The 16,898-nt window shown below is 50.3% G+C and carries 17 protein-coding genes and 1 tRNA gene; 7 read left to right on the top strand and 11 right to left on the bottom strand.

Going from position 1 to position 16,898, the window contains the following annotated elements; translation table 11 throughout:
- Positions 1 to 67: 67 nt before the first annotated feature.
- From ACZ5ZS_RS06915 to ACZ5ZS_RS06950, 8 genes are all read right to left on the bottom strand, one after another.
- On the bottom strand, positions 68 to 493 hold the full coding sequence (locus ACZ5ZS_RS06915; protein WP_188596852.1) for a CBS domain-containing protein: 426 nt from the start codon (positions 491 to 493) through the stop codon (positions 68 to 70).
- Between the two features lie 409 nt (positions 494 to 902).
- Positions 903 to 1,151, bottom strand: coding sequence for a hypothetical protein (locus ACZ5ZS_RS06920; protein WP_075059127.1), 249 nt, complete (start codon positions 1,149 to 1,151; stop codon positions 903 to 905).
- The gene (locus ACZ5ZS_RS06925; protein WP_188596853.1) at positions 1,132 to 1,293 is read right to left on the bottom strand and encodes a hypothetical protein; all 162 of its coding nucleotides are present in this window, start codon (positions 1,291 to 1,293) and stop codon (positions 1,132 to 1,134) included. Before ACZ5ZS_RS06925 ends, ACZ5ZS_RS06920 begins: the two co-directional genes overlap by 20 nt.
- Positions 1,293 to 2,102, bottom strand: coding sequence for a carbon-nitrogen hydrolase family protein (locus ACZ5ZS_RS06930; protein ID WP_188596854.1), 810 nt, complete (start codon positions 2,100 to 2,102; stop codon positions 1,293 to 1,295). The genes ACZ5ZS_RS06925 and ACZ5ZS_RS06930 overlap by 1 nt, the downstream gene beginning before the upstream one ends.
- A gap of 74 nt (positions 2,103 to 2,176) precedes the next feature.
- Positions 2,177 to 4,105 carry a beta-CASP ribonuclease aCPSF1 gene (locus ACZ5ZS_RS06935; RefSeq protein ID WP_306464051.1) on the bottom strand — a complete coding sequence of 643 codons (1,929 nt, stop codon included), beginning with the start codon at positions 4,103 to 4,105 and terminating at the stop codon, positions 2,177 to 2,179.
- Positions 4,106 to 4,932: 827 nt separating this feature from the next.
- A tRNA-Pro gene (locus ACZ5ZS_RS06940) sits at positions 4,933 to 5,048 on the bottom strand.
- A gap of 98 nt (positions 5,049 to 5,146) precedes the next feature.
- Entirely contained in the window at positions 5,147 to 7,375 is a 2,229-nt protein-coding gene (locus tag ACZ5ZS_RS06945) for a CDC48 family AAA ATPase (RefSeq protein ID WP_464858171.1), read from the bottom strand.
- Positions 7,376 to 7,503: 128 nt separating this feature from the next.
- Positions 7,504 to 8,268, bottom strand: a complete 765-nt coding sequence (locus ACZ5ZS_RS06950; RefSeq protein WP_188596856.1) for a TRM11 family SAM-dependent methyltransferase — start codon at positions 8,266 to 8,268, stop codon at positions 7,504 to 7,506.
- 54 nt (positions 8,269 to 8,322) lie between these two features.
- Here ACZ5ZS_RS06950 and ACZ5ZS_RS06955 point away from each other — a divergent pair, with 54 nt between their 5' ends.
- From ACZ5ZS_RS06955 to ACZ5ZS_RS06970, 4 genes are read left to right on the top strand one after another with little or no spacing between them, the layout of a single operon-like run.
- Positions 8,323 to 8,721, top strand: a complete 399-nt coding sequence (locus ACZ5ZS_RS06955) for a cobalamin B12-binding domain-containing protein (protein WP_188596857.1) — start codon at positions 8,323 to 8,325, stop codon at positions 8,719 to 8,721.
- Positions 8,721 to 9,995, top strand: a complete 1,275-nt coding sequence (locus ACZ5ZS_RS06960) for a VOC family protein (RefSeq protein ID WP_188596858.1) — start codon at positions 8,721 to 8,723, stop codon at positions 9,993 to 9,995. The genes ACZ5ZS_RS06955 and ACZ5ZS_RS06960 overlap by 1 nt, the downstream gene beginning before the upstream one ends.
- 27 nt (positions 9,996 to 10,022) lie before the next feature.
- On the top strand, positions 10,023 to 10,475 hold the full coding sequence (locus ACZ5ZS_RS06965; RefSeq protein WP_188596859.1) for a 50S ribosomal protein L19e: 453 nt from the start codon (positions 10,023 to 10,025) through the stop codon (positions 10,473 to 10,475).
- Positions 10,476 to 10,481: 6 nt separating this feature from the next.
- A complete protein-coding gene (locus tag ACZ5ZS_RS06970) occupies positions 10,482 to 11,090 on the top strand; it encodes a 50S ribosomal protein L18 (RefSeq protein ID WP_188596860.1) in 609 nt (202 codons plus the stop codon).
- On the opposite strand, the gene ACZ5ZS_RS06975 is transcribed toward ACZ5ZS_RS06970, so the two are convergent.
- The 3 genes from ACZ5ZS_RS06975 to ACZ5ZS_RS06985 all read right to left on the bottom strand — a co-directional run bounded on the left by ACZ5ZS_RS06975 (position 11,087) and on the right by ACZ5ZS_RS06985 (position 14,858).
- Complete coding sequence (locus ACZ5ZS_RS06975; protein WP_188596861.1) at positions 11,087 to 12,034, bottom strand: alcohol dehydrogenase catalytic domain-containing protein; 948 nt, start codon at positions 12,032 to 12,034, stop codon at positions 11,087 to 11,089. The genes ACZ5ZS_RS06970 and ACZ5ZS_RS06975 overlap by 4 nt on opposite strands.
- Before the next feature lie 440 nt (positions 12,035 to 12,474).
- Entirely contained in the window at positions 12,475 to 12,879 is a 405-nt protein-coding gene (locus tag ACZ5ZS_RS06980) for a hypothetical protein (protein ID WP_188596862.1), read from the bottom strand.
- A 125-nt stretch (positions 12,880 to 13,004) separates the two neighbouring features.
- Complete coding sequence (locus ACZ5ZS_RS06985; protein WP_188596863.1) at positions 13,005 to 14,858, bottom strand: S16 family serine protease; 1,854 nt, start codon at positions 14,856 to 14,858, stop codon at positions 13,005 to 13,007.
- A 141-nt stretch (positions 14,859 to 14,999) separates the two neighbouring features.
- Between ACZ5ZS_RS06985 and hsp20 the strand changes: the two genes are divergently transcribed.
- The 3 genes from hsp20 to ACZ5ZS_RS07000 all read left to right on the top strand — a co-directional run bounded on the left by hsp20 (position 15,000) and on the right by ACZ5ZS_RS07000 (position 16,892).
- Complete coding sequence (gene hsp20 / locus ACZ5ZS_RS06990) at positions 15,000 to 15,527, top strand: archaeal heat shock protein Hsp20 (protein ID WP_188596864.1); 528 nt, start codon at positions 15,000 to 15,002, stop codon at positions 15,525 to 15,527.
- 136 nt (positions 15,528 to 15,663) lie between these two features.
- Positions 15,664 to 16,302, top strand: coding sequence for a pyroglutamyl-peptidase I (locus tag ACZ5ZS_RS06995; protein ID WP_188596865.1), 639 nt, complete (start codon positions 15,664 to 15,666; stop codon positions 16,300 to 16,302).
- A gap of 101 nt (positions 16,303 to 16,403) precedes the next feature.
- On the top strand, positions 16,404 to 16,892 hold the full coding sequence (locus ACZ5ZS_RS07000; protein ID WP_162508298.1) for a hypothetical protein: 489 nt from the start codon (positions 16,404 to 16,406) through the stop codon (positions 16,890 to 16,892).
- Positions 16,893 to 16,898: the final 6 nt, after the last annotated feature.

Raw genomic sequence — 16,898 nt, forward strand, 5'->3', positions numbered from 1 at the left:
TTGTTAATTGACATTTTTAAAGCTTATGGCATTAACTCCAGGCCCAAGGCTATCTATTCAACCCTCCTTACACCGTCGATGAAAAGCTAGCTATCAACGTGGTTATTTTATCCACGTATTCCCTAAATATTCTAAGTATGTCTCGAGAAGTCACTACCCCGACCAGCTCTCCCTTATCTATTACGGGCAGTCTCCTTATCCCCTTCTGGGCCATTAAAGTGGCCACTTGATCCGTGGGCGTATTTGGGTCTATGTACGTTATGGGGCTGCTCATTATATCCTTAAGCAATACCTTGCCGGGATCCAATCCCTTTGCAATTATCTTGCTAACGTAGTCCCACTCAGTTACCATTCCAATCGGCTTTCCCTCCTGTTGAATTATCAAGAAACCCACGTGATCCGCCGCCATTATTTTAGCTCCCTCCAGCGCAGTAATGTTGCCATCCACCTGTCGAGTATATCTTTTCATTATATCCTTGGCATAAAGCACCATGGGCAATCCCTCGCAGCGGGATTTATAAATGCTGATCCACTCAGTCCAACTAACGGCTCCAAGCCTAGGAGCGAGCTTTTTCTAATTGCTTCACTAGCTTTCGATTTGGGAAGTGAAGTTCTTAATAAAATTAGGATGGTGGGGCCGCCGGGATTTGAACCTTCCCCGGGCAACTCGGCCCGACCGGGACCTCACGGGATCGGGTGGGCAGCTAACTCCGAGTACTCCCTTTTTCCTAAGGCCTATTAAACTTTTCCCTCGGCGGTCCCCTCATGATTCGCGCCTCCTTTCCATTCTAGAAGCCTCCTTACTGAGCGGTTCAACTCGACTCCCTGCTAGTTAATGAAAGGACTGGAAACGGGCTCGACAATCGTATTTAATATTTCAATTAGGAAGTTGGGATTCGCAGTTACTTCTCCTTTCTTATCAAGTATTTGTGAACTAATGATTCCACTACCTCATCGTAGTCATGACTCGGTTCCTTGCCCGCTATCTTGCATGCCATCTCGTACTCGCTCTTAAGGGCAACGAGCCTTAGCAATGAGCGTCGCGTCTCCTCGAATAACTCCACGTATTCCTCGTGAAGCGAGGCTTTTTTGGACATTAGTCGCAGCAACTCCAACCTCAATGAGGTCTCGTCATTGTTTTCTGCATTCATAGATCTCTCCTGTTAGCTTTATCATTATATCATTGATTACCTCGAGGTCCCGTTTACATTCATTTATTAAAAGTTCATACCTATCTACTTCCTTGGTTGCCGCATCCATTTCGTGGATTAGCATGTCTCTATTGTCCTTCATTAATGCTCGCCCTCGAGATAATTCAAGTCACTGCGTCTGTAATCCTTGAGTATTGGCCTTATGGCTCTATATCGAGTCACCAACGAGGGATCTATCTCTATGGTTTTTACATCCTCTTCGTAATACTTAGCCCTTACCAATACCTCACCCAATGGATCCACCACGTGGCTTCCCCCGAAGAAGCCCAACCCATCGTATTGCCCCACCGTATTGACGTAGACGACGTAGACGACATTTTCCATTGCTCTGGCCATCGTGAATGTTTCGAAGTACTTCCTGCTCATATCGGGGGCAGCGCTTATGTATATATGTACCTTCGCGCCCCTAAGAGTTAAGCTTCTCGATATCTCGGGGTAGAATGCATCATAGCAAATCGCCAGCCCCATCTTAGCCCCGCCGACCTCGAACACTGGAGGTTCGTCCTCCCCCGCTCCAAAGTACCTTGCCTCATCGAATACGCCATAACTAGGCAAGTGCCTTTTCCTGTACTTGGCAATCAATCCCGTGGGCCCTATCGCCACAGCAGTATTATAGAGGGCATCGGTCGCATTATCTCTCTCGCCGATTCCCGTCACCACAGTGCACCCGGTCTCGGCCGTCGCCTTCTCTATCTCCTTAATGGTTTTCCCATTGATGGGCTCCGCTATATTGAAGTGTAGATCGCGAGACATGTATCCAGGCAAATAAAGCTCGGGCGTGATAACTATGTCCCCACTTCCGCAATTGGCCTTTATGTAGCTTACTAGCCTGGATAGGTTGTGATCCACATCCCCGAGCTTGCTCTTGGCTTGGAATAGATGAAGCTTCACGCTTCTTGTTATGATTCTCCGCTTTTAAATTTAACATCGCGGGGAAAATCCCGTTTAGATGGCATTTCCTCAACTCAGACTACTCTGACGCTCTCCAGCTGGCCTAGGACTATGGAGTCCAATCTATACGTCAGCTCCAGGCTCAGCATGAGATTCATCATTTTGCTGGGCTCTCCATGGAGTATTATCGCCTTCTGAGGCTTTGGATCCATGGTTCCCACGTATCGCATCAATTGCTTCCTATCGCTGTGGCCGGAGAACCCGGGCGTATCGAACACTTGCATCTTGACGTCCAGCGTCAATTCATCGTTGTAATACTTGACTTGTACTTTTCTATCCCCCATTTTCAATCGCCTCCCCAGGGTTCCCTCTCCCTGGTATGAGACGAATATCAGCGAGTTCTTCGGGTCGTCAGCCATGTGAACGAAGTAATCCAGCGCGGGTCCTCCGTTCAGCATGCCGTGGGGAGCCAGTATTATTGACGGTAATCCCTGAACTATATCCATTACTTGCTCCTGTCTCTTCTCGGGCATGCGGGCGCGCTCCACCGGCTTCACGTACTCCGAGAGGAAGGGGTTCACGCCGTCATATATCAAGTCCCTTATATTTCTATTTAAGTAATCCGGGAACATCATATGGATATTCAATGTCTCCAGCACCATTCCATCGACATATATGGGCACCTTCGGCAATCTGCCGCTGTTTATCGCCTCATTTAGCACTAGCAGTATCTCCTGGGCCCGCCCAGTGCTGAACACCGGTATCAATGCCTTTCCGCCTCTTTGCAACGTGTTATTCAATATATCTATTAATTGAGCCTCGCTCTCCTGCCTCGGCAGCTGCACGTCGTTTTTCCCGCCATAGGTGCTCTCCATTATTAACAGCTCAGCTCTCTTGAACTTGTTGTGGGCCGGGTTCAATAGCCTGGACGGTCCATACTTGAAATCGCCGGTGTATATTACGTTATATAATCCATTTCCTATATGCAAGTGAGATATAGCGCTGCCTATCTCGTGCCCAGCATCGTATAGGGTCAACTTTATATCGGGCGCAACGTCGGTGACCTCATCATAGTCTATGGAAATCGTGTGGTATAAGGCAGTCACTATATCCTGCATTGAGTACGGCGCGCTGCCTCTCTCTGCCGCTGTTTCCACGTAATCTGTGAGCAGCACCTCCATTAAGTACTTGGTTGGCTCGGTCATGTATACGGGCCCCTTATATCCATATTTGAACAGGTACGGCAGGAAGCCAACGTGGTCCAGATGCGCGTGGGATATTATGACGGCGTCCAGCTTATCTATGTCCACGAGCTCCAGCGCTGGAGCCTCGTCCAAGGTGGATGTGGTGGGCTTGGCTCCCATATCCATTATTATATTGCTTTCCTTAGTCTCCATGTATATTGCGCTCCTCCCAACCTCCTGGCATGCACCCAAGCACGTTATCCTCACGTATTCATTGTCATAGCTATATATGGGCATCCTATGTATCCTATATCCCAGGTTCTTCAGGAAATCCTGCCGTTCCTTTGCCATCCTCACTTGCAGCTGGTTCACCACATCTATTTCATCGTGGGGCAATCCCTTGCTCATCTCGAAGGCCGTGGCTATTATCCATGGTTTCCACCCCGTCTCGGCCAATATGGATTTCTCGAGCCTCCTATCCCTGGTGGGCCTCTTTAGGTATATGTAAACCTCGCCGGCCTGCTCATCAAAGTATATGCTATCAACCTCATTACCCGCCTCGGCCACGGCCGTCCTTATCATCTTCTCCACGTTCTGCTTAGGGGATCTGATGCGGGGATCCCCCCTTATTATGATGTGTTTCTTCAATTCCTTTGCCAGCGATTTTATGAAGTCGCTGTTCTCCATTATGTACTTAGGATTAGCCACGTATATTACTACGCTTGGCCCCTCGAACTCCACCTTGGTTACATTGCTCTCCTCCGGCAGTATCTTCAATATCTTCTCTTGAATGTCAGATCTAAACGTCAAAGGAATCACCCATCGCCGGGCTCGGCTGCCTCATCAACAATACTTCATTTAAGCTAAGCGTTTGCTTTTCCCTCTTGCGAGGAAGAATAGATGTTCTCCCGCTCATTTTTGCTCTAGATGGAAAGGACATCGCCTCCCACGTTTATAAATGTTTTGAACTGGAAACATGTAGCAAAAATCAGGTCCAGCCAGGCCTAGTTTTAAATTCCCTCTAACTACGCCCATCCCCCCAATCACCTTAAGTACACCGCCAGAACTTAAGTTAACTTACATTATTGCATCTCTCTAATAAACTAATGCTCTATAAAATCATAGAACCCCATGCTCGCAAGAGGGTTTATACGTGGCCTAAACCCATTGTGTATTCGACATAATCGTTACCAAAAATTGGACACGCAAATTAGGAAGAGAAGATCCCAATGCTAATACATCAAGGCTTTGCTCAACGATTGATTACAATGCCTAGGGCTTAGAAGAAGGGTTCGGTCTGATTAATAGGACAGGCAATAGGCCTTGCCTTTCAAGATAGGGAGAGTTTAAAATGTGGAACGCAACATTTCTACGTCCTACCTCGGTCAATCTCTGGGAGCGGGGGCCAGCTGTTCCTCTCAATACTTAGGAAGGGCACCGCTCAAGAAGGGGTTGGCATTATTGTTTCAACTATTAAGAAGCCCTTATCATTCCTCGTGTTGTACATCGTGAAATATAGTCCATTAAGGGATCATGAGAGCCTTAGGGGGGATCTCCGCTTCGTAGGATAGGGAAGGGGCTGGCGAGACCTTAGTATATAGAAAATGAAGTAGGCCTTGAGCGATCAGGAAAGAATCAATTAATAGTGGGGCCGCCGGGATTTGAACCCGGGATCACCGACGCTCTGGATCGCTTGGAGCCAACGCTCCACGGGGCTTGTGCCCCAGGCCGGTATCCTTTTTCCAAGCTAGACTACGGCCCCCTCAGCGAAGCGGCATCCTTGGCAATTTTTAATCTTTACGTTAATGAAAAAGTGAAATTACGCATAATTCTACGGTTAAATGGATGGAATATGCGGGATTAACTGCCGCGCAGCGCCCGGCGCAGGGTCTTGGCCATATCCTCATAATGCTTCACTATCTCGCTGGTCAGGGATGGCTGCACCCTGGTAAGGGCCTCCTCGAAATGCTTCATGGTTACCTCCCTCGCATGCGGCTCCTTGTTGTTTATGGCCTCCCTTAACGCCAGCATCGCCGCCTCCTTCACCAGCGCGGCTATGTCAGCCCCAGTGTAGTACTCCGTCTTCTCCGCTATTTTGGCTAGATCCACGTCGCTTCCCATCTTTAGCTTCCTCGTGTGCACCTTCAGTATGGCCAGCCTGGCCTCCTTGTCGGGCGGGGGTATGTAGACTATCCTATCGAACCTGCCCGGCCTCAGGAGGGCTGGATCCATCATGTCCGGCCTATTCGTGGCGCCGATGACCACCACGTTCTTGAGCGGCACAATTCCATCCATCTCAGCCAGTATTTGATTCACTATCCTATCAGTGGCCCCGGAATCCACCCTCAATCCCCTGGCCGGGGCTATGCTGTCTATCTCGTCGAAGAACACCACGGCCGGCGCCGCCATTCTGGCCTTCTTGAATATCTCCCTTATGGCCTTCTCGCTCTCCCCGAACCACTTGCTCAGCACCTCCGGCCCCCTCACGGATATGAAGTTGCTCCCCGACTCCGTCGCCACCGCCTTCGCCAGCAAAGTCTTCCCAGTCCCCGGCGGGCCAAAGAGAAGAATGCCGCGGGGTGGGTCTATTCCCAACTCGTCGAAGTAGGACCTATACTTTATAGGCCACTCCACGGTCTCCTTCAATTCCTGCTTCACCTTATCATATCCCCCTATATCATCCCACTTCACCTCCGGCATCTCCACTATTATCTCGCGTAGAACAGTTGGTTGTACGTATTTCATTCCATCCAAGAAATCTTGCTTGCTTATCCTTATCTTCTCCAATATGCCTTGAGGTATCTCCGGCTGCTCCAAGTCTATTATCTTCTGGTCAATGGCCTTCCTCAACCTAGCCATTGCTGCCTCCTTCACCAGCGCGGCTATGTCGGCTCCAGTGTACCCATGCGTCATCTCCGCCAATTCATCCAAGCTGACCAGATCGGACTTATCGCACACATTGTTCTTTACATCATCCTCGCCGCAGAGCGGCACGTTGCGGGTGTGGACCTGCAATATCTCCTTGCGGGCGCTCTTATCCGGCATTCCAATGGTTATCTCCCTATCGAATCTCCCGGGCCTCCTAAGCGCTGGGTCGACCGCGTCGGGCCTATTCGTGGCGCCGATTACCACCACCTGCCCCCTCTCCTGCAACCCATCCATCAACGTGAGAAGCTGAGCCACGACGCGGCGCTCCACCTCCCCCGTCACCTCCTCCCTCTTAGGCGCTATGCTGTCTATCTCATCAATGAATATGATGGCTGGGGAATTCTTCTTAGCCTCATCGAAGATATCCCTCAGCCTCGCCTCGGACTCCCCGTAGTACTTATTCATTATTTCAGGTCCATTAATTGAGGCGAAGTATGCATTGGACTCCGTGGCCACTGCTTTGGCTAGGAGGGTTTTTCCGGTGCCTGGTGGGCCGACTAGGAGTATTCCCTTGGGTGGGTCTATTCCGAGGTACTTGAAGAGCTCCGGGTGCCTGAGGGGAAGCTCAACCAGCTCCCTTATCTTCTGCTTCGCCTCCTCCAAATCCCCAATATCCTCCCAAGTCACTCTCGAGACGGATATCTCTGCCTCCTTCACGGGTTCCTCCCTGACCGTCACCTCGGTATCCACTCCCACGTAGGCAGCTGGCCCCGGCGTTACCTGTGTTACCATGAATCTAAGCGCGCCCGTGTAGTATGGAACCTCGAATGCGGCTCCCTTCCATACCGCCCTACCCAGTAGGTATGCCCTCTTCAGGTAATCAGAGTCTATCCTTATTGCCTCGCCCACGGGTGCCATCATTATCTTCTGGGCCGGCTTTAGGTTCGCCTTCTTGACCTTCACGGCATCACCGATGCTGAGGCCCAGGTTCTGTCTCAGCAATCCATCCATTCTTATAATGTCTTTATCATCGTCATCGCTGTATGCCGGCCATACTTGGGCATAGACGGTACGCTTGTTAGCGGTTATCTCTATATAATCTCCAGGCTCCAGCTCGAGGGCTCTCATATATTTATTGGCCATTCTCACAATGCCCCGACCAACATCCCTGCTCCTTGCCTCGGCAATCCTTAATGTAACAGAATTCTCGCTCATGTTCATGCGTAAGCCATATCTAGGAATTATTTAAACTTACCTTCAGCATTTTCGGGAGCAATCAATATAAATCTCAATAGTCGTACAAGCCGGCATAGCCCAAGCCTTTCCGTGGGAGGTAATGAGGCCCCCCATCATGCTAGGACCAGCGTTACGATGAATCTGCTGAATGCATCGTTCATGTATTGAGCCCCAAATGCATGAATGTTCATATTGCTTTCCATTATGGCGTCCTCCACGTACTCGCTTAGGTAGGAGGGATATATCAGTACGACCCGCCCGCCGGGCTTAATCGCCTCCTCCGCCTCTCTTATCAATGAATAATAAATATTATCTAGCCTGGAGTTAACTGTGTGAATTCTATTAAACGGTGGATCCGTCACCACCGCATCGAATGCCCTTCCTCGAAACGGCATTATTGTGGCATCCCCCCTGATCTCGGCTTGAGTCTCGTTGGATATATCCATGGAGATCACATCTATTCCAAGGACCTTGCCTACCATGCCTATCGTGTTGAAGCCGGAGAATGGATCCAGCGCGCGATCGCCGCGGCCCAACCCGGCCAGATTCACCATCAACATAGCGATCTCAACGTCTAGGTGGGGAGCCTTGGGGTCATTGAACAAGAATCGCCGCCTCCTGTATATCTCCCTTCCTTTTTCATCGAATGCCCTCCTGGTCAGTATGAGCCGCGGCAATACCTTGGTCAAGTCGCTGCCTTTGGCTTCTATCCACGCCTCGTAGCCCTTATTTTCAATTATCTTAATGCCCGTCCCCTCCCTCTTCGTCACCGCCATTAATTCCTTAATTGGCAAGTCCTTCCCCACTATATTTCTGAACTCCAGCCTGGCCTTTATCTTGTCTCCCCCCTCTCCCATCAATGCCAAGGCACGGCCCATTATTGGAGCATCGCAATAAGAATTTAAAAATCTGAATAATATTTTTTCACGCATATGCGTAGGATAAAGGTGATAGTAGCTAAGCTGGGATTGGATGGCCATGATAGGGGAGCCAAGGTAATAGCCAGGGCGTTGGCGGAGGCAGGCATGGATGTGGTTTACACAGGCATGAGGCAGACGCCTCGCCAAGTGGTTGAAACTGCAGTGCAGGAAGATGCAGACGTGGTGGGCATCAGCATTCTCTCAGGCTCCCATTTAGAGCTTGTGAAGGAGTTGATGGATGAGATGAGGAGGAGAGGCATCGATATCCCCGTCATGGTGGGAGGCATAATACCTCCAGAGGATGAGGAATCGCTTAAGCAAATGGGGGTGGCCGAGGTATTCGGCCCCGGCACTCCATTATCGATTATAGTGGATAAGGTAAGGTCGCTTGCGGCGGTGAGGAGGGTTTGATGGAGGCCGCAATGAAGTGGGATAAGCAAGCCATATCCAAGTTAATATCCCTAATAGAGGACGGTAAGGAATTGGATTACGAGCCTGTCAGGAGGAGCAGGGTGGTGGGGATAACGGGTCCTCCTGGCGCCGGCAAAAGCACGTTGATATATGCCATGATGAAGATGCTGCCCCGCGATTTAAAGTTGGCCGCCCTAACAATAGATCCCACGAGCCCCTTCAGCGGCGGGTCATTTATGGGCAATAGGATAAGAATGCAGGACCTCTCCGATCGTCCTAACATATTCATAAGGAGCCTGGCCACTCATGGAAGCAGGGGCGGCCTTTCGTACGAAGCCATCTCCACCGTGAATTTATTGGAGTACGTGGGTGCCGACTACATATTCCTAGAAACGGTGGGCGCGGGGCAGGTAGATACGGATGTTAGGAAGATAGTTGACACCGTGGTGGTTCTATTGCCTCCCTTGGCCGGGGACGAGATACAAGCATTGAAGATGGGATTGATGGAGATCGGGGACATCTACGTGGCCAGCAAGGGCGACTCTCCGGAGTCGGATAAGGTGCTTCTGGATATAGAGGCAATGTTGCGGATGGTTGCTCCAAGGGCATGGGGCCCCAAGTCCCTTAAGGTATCTCCCCTGTACGGCCAAGGAGTGCCCGAGTTAATGAAGGCCATAGAAGAACATCACAATTACTTGGAGAGCAATGGATTATTGGTAAACATATTGAGCAACAGGCTTGAATTGATGATGCGATTACACGCCCAAGCATTGCTCGATGAATTGATAGAGAAGAGCATCGAACTGCGCGAGGTGAGGAAAGGCTCATTAAGGCCCAGGGAGGCCGCGGCTAGGGTGATGGGGCTAAGGGGTCCGCGGCTGGACCACGTGGCAGTGGCCGCTAGGGACGCCGAGTCATTGATAGGGAAGCTGACGGCGTTGGGAATGAGGAAGATAGGGGAGGAGGTGGTTGAGGAGCAGGGAGTCAAGGTAGTGATGCTGGGGCTATCTAACTCCAGGGTGGAGGTGTTGATTCCGTTAGGCGAGGACAGTACCGTGGCCAGGTTCCTGGAGAGACGCGAGGGCGTTCATCATCTGGCTATCTTGGTGGATGATCTGGATGAGTTCAGGAAGGTGGCTTCCAGCATTGGGTTGGAGTTCTTACCCGTCTCCAGCAAGGGAGCAGAAGGATCCAGGGTGGCCTTCATAAACCCAAAGGGATTGGGCGGCGTCTTGTTGGAGGTGGTGGAGAAGAAAGATGAGCACAAAATTTAAAATGAGCAAATATAAGATGCGCCCGCAATGGTTTCGCAAGCCAAGAAATTGATAAGCAGGGCATTGGGAGAGGCATCGTCGCGCATAAAGGTATCGCCCGAGGCCGCTGATAGGCTGGCCGAGGTTGCCACTAGATCCGATGCTAGGTCCTTATTGAAGGAGGGAGTGGTAACGGTGGAGCCCAAGAGAGGAAATAGCAGGGGACGCTGGAGGCTTCTGCATGAAAAGAAGAGGAATGGAAGAAGGAGGGGGCAAGGCAAGCGGAGGGGCCCTAAGTCGGCCAGGATGAATGAAAGGAGACAGTGGATTAATAGGGTTAGGAACATGAGAAGATTTCTGAATTACTTGAAGCATAAAGGCACCATAGATTCCAAGACCTGGCGTAGGCTTTATCTTATGGTTAAGGGAGGCTACTTCGAGTCGCTGTCCAGCCTTCGTGCATATATGATTCAGAACCATATAATAGAGGGAGGCAGGTGATCCGGAGTGGCTAATGGAGGTATGTATAAGGTTAAGTTCAGGAGGAGAAGGGAGGGCAAGACCAATTACAAGAAGAGGGCAGTGATGGTTATAAGCGGCAAGAATAGGCTGGTCGTGAGGAGGACCAACAGATATATAATAACTCAGATAATCCAAGCAAGGCCAGAGGGGGACGTTACGTTGGTGTCCGCCACCAGCAAGGATTTAAGGAAGTTTGGATGGAAAGGTGGATTGAAGAACCTACCCGCCGCCTATTTAACGGGATTTCTATTGGGGAAGCGAGCGTTGTCGAGGGGATTGGAGAATGCGGTGCTGGACATAGGTCTCCACGTGCCGATGGCTGGGGCCAGGGTATTCGCCGCCGCTAAGGGCGCGATAGATGCCGGCATGGAGATTCCCCAAAGCGAGGATTCATTTCCAAGCGAGGATAGGATAAGCGGGAAGCACATAGCGGATTACGCATCCAGCATGGCAAGCGACGAGGAGAAGCTGAAAAGCAGGTTCTCGGATTACTTTAGGAATGGATTGAATCCCGGCGACGTAGTTGAGAATTTCGAGGAGACAAAGAAGAAGATAGAGGAGCAGGTAAAGGCCGAGGCTAAGGCCGAGGCCTAAGGAATTAGAACGGCTTTGCCGAGCACCCTTCTATTAATAACGTCATCGATGGCCTTGTTCACGTCCTTCAACTTATACGGGATAAACTCGGTGTTGATGGCCCCATCGTGGATCAGCTTGACTGCCTCCCTAACTTCAGCGGAGGTGTAGGCTGCGGATCCTACTATGCGTTGCTCCCTCATTATGGTCAACGCGGGCCGCTTTAGGACTATTTCCTGGCCCTCCACGTTGCCTATTAAAACCAAAGTCCCCTCCTTATCCAGGCTGCGGAGTCCCTCATTTATGGTAGGTGCGCCCACGTTGTCGTATACTATATCTACCTTACCTGGATACCGCTGTCCCTCCAACACCACCTCATCCGCGTATTTCTCTACCTTGGGCTTCTTCCCGCTAGACGTGACGGCAATCACCTTGGCTCCTAAGGTCTTCAGGTACTGGATCATGTGCATCCCAACGCTTCCGCCAGCCCCGGTCACCATTACCTTCCGGCCCCGGGGATCCGCCAATCGAGCAGCGTGTATTGAAGTGGCTAGGGGGCACGTTGCAGCCGCGTATTTTTCGAATTGCTCATCGGGCAGCTCGAAGATGTTGCGCGTAGGCACTGCCACTGCCTCCGCGTATCCCCCAAGCCTTCCCTCGCCCAGGAATGTCAATTCATTGCATAGATTCTCCCTGCCCGTCCTGCAATAATCGCACTTCCCGCAAGTCACTGCGCCGTAGACCCCAACGGGCTTGTCGTTCAATTCGCCAAACACCTCATGCCCCAAGACTAGGGGTGGATTAAGCTTGAATCCTCCCCTCCATATCACTATGTCGCGACCGCACACTCCGCTGGCCTTGACATTAATTATTGCCTCGCCTGGCCCAGGCTCGAGATCTATGTATTCCAGCGATAATGGTTTGTTGTACTCGTGCAGGACGGCGGCAAGCGTTTTCCTGCCCATGTATTAATCATTCCGGCATTATTTAAAGGATTTTGGCCGCCCTCCATGAGTAGATAATCATAACCCCCCTTCTGTGGCATTGGTCTAAGGTCCTACCCGGGCCTCGTCGCATGGTTCCTCACAGGCCCCTATTTGGACCAACGTCCCCTTCCGGCTTTACCCGTCGGGTCGCCCCGAGGGACCCATGCGAGTAGGGGGAGTTTCCTGAGGCCGCCCGTCGCCGTGACGGCCCCGCGCATTGCGATTATCTACCCATGGAGGGCTCATTGCTAGATTGCATGCGAGTTTATAAGCCTTCCCGCAAGATATTGTAAGGCGAATATTCAGCCTTGGTATCACTCTTCACGATCTCCGAAATACCAGCTTTCATCACAAATCACCTGGATAATTCATTGACTTATAAGCGTTTAACCCGCGGCATAATGGGTAATCTACGACATTCATGCGTTCTTGGGCAGCCTCTTCTCTAGCTCCCCATACGGTAGGGGGGTCTCGATTTCGGTTCCGTCGGTAGTGACTATGAGGGAGCCCCCATCCTTCATCGCCTCCCACCTGGATATATCTCTCCATTCAATGAAGAGATCCAATCCCTTAGCGATGTTTATGTATATACCATTATCATATAGCACGCAGTTTCCAAACGATCCAACAATTTCCCCCCACCTCCTCCGCCCCACGGATTTGGAGATCATGATCAATGGATAGATGACGGCCACGCCCAATGACAATAATAGCAATCGAGAAAGCCCTTCAACGAATAGAGACGATACCATGAGCAACCCAGTGATTGGAATCACGATGAGCACGACCCTCACTCGATCGCCAAGCCCCACCCCTACATCCATTGCAAGCATTGCTTGCGGCATAGCTTATAAACTTACCTCATAAAGGAGTAGAGTCTCTGGATTTTACTTGAGAGTATAATATCTAATGCGTTTGAAGGCAGTGAAAAATGATTATGATGAATGGCCTATTTGCTGAACTTGATTATTATGGCCAACGCGGCGAGCACCATTAGCATCCCCACAGTGAATGTAAGTGGATTTATTGTGGTGTATATTGTAGATTGAGTTGAGGTTGGCGGTATGCTGGGCGCAGACGTGCTCAAGGTCTCGTTTATAGCGGGTACAGATATGGTGTAAGTCACGTTGCAAGCAGCCACTGTTTTTATGAGCTGAAGAACTACGTTGGAGTATGCCGACGACATCTCGTATAGGTTCAGAGCGGTGCTGAAGTAACTCGAGGCGCCTCCCGTGGAATTCGTGGCGGTGGAGTTGTACTGGCCATACCAATAATCGCCGTATTGTATATAGGAAAGAGGCAGCAGAGGAGTTGCATTGCATTGCTCCAGCTTACTGGCGGAGTAAAGGGCGAGCTGCCTCACGGTTGAGAGCAGGCCCGTTTCATACGATGCGGACTGGGACGACATGAATATGAGGTGAAGCATGGTGCTGGTTTCCGATATGACGTCCAAGCTGTTGCTCAATGCCATCAAGTAATTGCCCTCGCCGAAGTAGGTCTGGGCATTGCTCACCTCATTCAGCAATTGATTTATCTCGCCGGCGAATAATGCCGATATCCCCTCGGCTTGCGTCAAGGAGTATAGGTATGTTACCGTGGACTGCGCATACGATAGGTAGTCCTGGGATATCTTGTACAGCAATTGATTAGGTATTGGATACCCCCCGCTGATCCCCTTTAATAATTCGTACCAATACTTAAGGGTTGCCACCCTCACGTACGCCGCCGATAGATTGGCCGCCGCCTCTCCAACGCTGCCTGCGTTTAGGTCGGACATGGTTTGATTGAGCAGCTGCTGGGCTTGGTATATCCTATCGTACATCCCGACCATGACGTCTATGTTGACGCTGGTCACCGAGGTTTTGTTTAGCAGGGCCAGGTAGTTGTTGATTGTTGAGTTTATGGATTTGGCCTCGCTTCTTATCTGGGAGGATGTAAGGGACGAGAAGCTGGATTGATAATAGTTTATCAAGCTGCTATAGATCAGGCTAGCGGCGGTGTAGTAATTATCCTGGTTTGCGTAGTACTCAGCCGTCTCCAGGGTTCCCGTAGGTATTATGCTCTTATTGAATAGCAGCGTCTCGTATAGATACTTAGTCATGCTGATGTAGTAGGGAGGCAGCGTCAACGTTTGGTTAGGAGGCAGGCTTATGCCGGTCAGGTAATGGGCGGCTTGGTAGACCGTGCTTACGGGAATGACCGTTACTCCCAGTTCCTTTCCCAGCGATATTAAGTTAACCGGCGCTGACGTAGGCGACGTATATATTTGCTGGCCATACGGCACGAGCACTACCTTATACCCCATGCTTGCCGCCGCCCTTATCTTGTCCGGGATGCCGCCGACGGGACCTATAGTTCCATCAGGCATTATCATTCCAGTCATGGTGACCGAGGAATTAAGAGTCCTATTGTCGAGGAGGGAGAATATGCCGACGGTCATGTAACCGCTAGCCGATGGCCCTCCTATCTCCAATGTATTCGAGGATGAATTGACCAGGAAGTCGTACTTGGTGAAGGGTATATCAGCCATCGAGGCCGCCATTATGGCAGCCATCTGGCTCGACGCAATGAATGAACCCCCCTCCCCTATGGGCAGGGGAGACGTTGCGACGTATATATTGCCTGTTCCGGGGGTTATCGCCGTCACGGTTATGTTTATGACCGCCCCGCTGTTATTGCTGGTCACCGCCAGCGCATGGATGGTGACCGATTTGATGTATACCTGCCTGGCGGTCCATCCCTGGGCCCCCAGCGCGACTCCGGCTATTGTTAATGCGATTATAAGGAGCATCAATGCCTTCATGCCTGCCATGCTTTAACGGGAATTTAAAAACTTATTTGCAACTGGATCCAAAGCCTTTTAGGGGATAGAATCTATGTTCTCGATGAGGCGGAGCACCGATAACCCGTAAGAGTTAAAAGGATCCATTGCTGTCTAGAAATTATGTCCGAGTTCGACGATTTCGATAGATGGTGGAATAGGCTGAAGAAATTCATGGATAGCTTTGAAACTGAGATAGAGAAGGAAATGGATGAATTATTCAGGCAAGCCGAGAGGCAGCAACGGGGCTCCAAGAGGCCTAACATGTACTATTATGGATTCGAGATAACAATGGGGCCTGACGGCAAGCCCATAGTCAGAGAATTCGGCAACGTTAAGCCTTGGAGTGAGCGGGGCTCTCCTGTCGTGAGCGAGGACATAGAACCATTAACTGACGTGTTCGATGATGGGGATAAAATAAAGGTAGTTATGGATATGCCGGGCATAGATAAGGAAAAGATAAAGATAAGGGTCGATGGTGATAAATTAATAGTGTCGGCGGAGGGAAGCGATAGGAGGTACTATAAGGAGGTCAAGCTTCCTGCCAATGTGGATGCAAGCAAGGCTAAGGCCACGTATAGGAATGGTGTCTTAACAATAGAATTAACTAAGAAGAATGGTAAGAATGGATTTGAAATAGAAGTTCAATGATTTCTCCTTCAATGAATGGTAGAAAATTCCTTAATTCATTTCTTTCCTTTATGGCAAGAGCAACAGCTGGAGTAATGGGATGAGTAAGGATAATCCTTAATATCCACCGATAAAAGGCCAAGTAAGTGGTCCGGCATTGGTCAAGATATTGGTAACGGGCTTCGAGCCGTTTGGGGGAGATGATGAGAATCCGACAAGCATAATGGCCAATGGCATAGATGGTCGGGTCATAAATGGAGCAGAGATAGTGGGTCGCGTCCTTCCCGTGTCGTATGCTAAGGCCAAGTCATTGCTGATGGACTTGCTGCACAGCATCAAGCCCGACGTCTATGTGGGACTGGGACTGGCACCGGGAAGCACGGGCGTAGCCGTGGAGAAGGTAGCCCTCAACATAGCGCGTGGGAGGGATAATGATGGCAATGATATGGATGATGAACCAATCATCAAGGATGGCCCAGCCGCGTACTTCTCCACGCTTCCCGTGAAGCCCTTAATTGATGCATTAAGGGGCGCCGGCATCCCAGCCCGCGAGTCGTATCATGCAGGCACGTATCTGTGCAATTACGTCATGTACATTGGCCTACACGTAGCCACCGTGGAGGGCACGCCAAAGGTGGCGGGGTTCATGCATTTCCCCTACCACTCGGAATACATATCAAAACGAGGCGTGGCATCTCCATCACTGCCTTTACCAGTCATGTTCAACTCATTGATAAGAATGGCAGAGGTCGTCTTGGAGAAGCTTGTGGGCAATCCGTATAAGGCGAATCAATGATCGCCCCAAGGCAAGCCCAGCTCCTTTAGGGCAGGGGGAGGTCAGTTGTACTGAAGGCCCGGATCGCTTTGGGGGCATCATTTAAATAGCGGGGAGTCGTAATGATCGTCATGTTGATGTTGTTGATCGATACTAATTACGAAGAAGCCGCCTATTATTTGATCGGTAAATTGGGAGAGGGCAATGCTTTGCAGATAACCGATGGAGTCATCATTACCTGGAGGAGCAGGGAGAGCGTGGAGAGGGCATTGCTGTCGTTGAAGGAGAAGGTCATATCAAAGGTAAGCGGGGAAGGCAATGTGGAGCTATCCTTTGCTTTGATCGATTTATCCGAGGAGCAGCTCGCGAGGCTGAGGACAATGATTAGGGACAGGTTGATTAAATTGGATAGGGAGACCTATAGGCACATAGATGCTATCAAGAATAGATTTGATAGGATGAGCGAGAAGAGGCTTGAAACGGAGGTCAGGTTTCTAGATAAGAAGTATGAATCTCTCATGAATATACATAATAAATTGAAGATAATGACCCCGGAAACAGAGAAATTAATAGATGCCATGAAAGAATTGAGGATTATTTTAAGAAAATAACGGCAA

The organism is Thermocladium modestius (genome assembly GCF_055398215.1).

What these genes read in the sequence shown, in the direction of transcription:
- ACZ5ZS_RS07000 (WP_162508298.1), top strand. Translation starts at nt 16,404, where the DNA reads ATGATCGTCATGTTGATGTTGTTGATCGATACTAATTACGAAGAAGCC.
- ACZ5ZS_RS06945 (WP_464858171.1), bottom strand. Translation starts at nt 7,375, where the DNA reads ATGAACATGAGCGAGAATTCTGTTACATTAAGGATTGCCGAGGCAAGG.
- ACZ5ZS_RS06920 (WP_075059127.1), bottom strand. Translation starts at nt 1,151, where the DNA reads ATGAATGCAGAAAACAATGACGAGACCTCATTGAGGTTGGAGTTGCTG.
- ACZ5ZS_RS06975 (WP_188596861.1), bottom strand. Translation starts at nt 12,034, where the DNA reads ATGGGCAGGAAAACGCTTGCCGCCGTCCTGCACGAGTACAACAAACCA.
- ACZ5ZS_RS06965 (WP_188596859.1), top strand. Translation starts at nt 10,023, where the DNA reads ATGGTTTCGCAAGCCAAGAAATTGATAAGCAGGGCATTGGGAGAGGCA.
- ACZ5ZS_RS06915 (WP_188596852.1), bottom strand. Translation starts at nt 493, where the DNA reads ATGGTGCTTTATGCCAAGGATATAATGAAAAGATATACTCGACAGGTG.
- ACZ5ZS_RS06950 (WP_188596856.1), bottom strand. Translation starts at nt 8,268, where the DNA reads ATGGGCCGTGCCTTGGCATTGATGGGAGAGGGGGGAGACAAGATAAAG.
- ACZ5ZS_RS06960 (WP_188596858.1), top strand. Translation starts at nt 8,721, where the DNA reads ATGGAGGCCGCAATGAAGTGGGATAAGCAAGCCATATCCAAGTTAATA.
- ACZ5ZS_RS06955 (WP_188596857.1), top strand. Translation starts at nt 8,323, where the DNA reads ATGCGTAGGATAAAGGTGATAGTAGCTAAGCTGGGATTGGATGGCCAT.
- hsp20 (WP_188596864.1), top strand. Translation starts at nt 15,000, where the DNA reads ATGTCCGAGTTCGACGATTTCGATAGATGGTGGAATAGGCTGAAGAAA.
- ACZ5ZS_RS06980 (WP_188596862.1), bottom strand. Translation starts at nt 12,879, where the DNA reads ATGGATGTAGGGGTGGGGCTTGGCGATCGAGTGAGGGTCGTGCTCATC.
- ACZ5ZS_RS06925 (WP_188596853.1), bottom strand. Translation starts at nt 1,293, where the DNA reads ATGAAGGACAATAGAGACATGCTAATCCACGAAATGGATGCGGCAACC.
- ACZ5ZS_RS06985 (WP_188596863.1), bottom strand. Translation starts at nt 14,858, where the DNA reads ATGAAGGCATTGATGCTCCTTATAATCGCATTAACAATAGCCGGAGTC.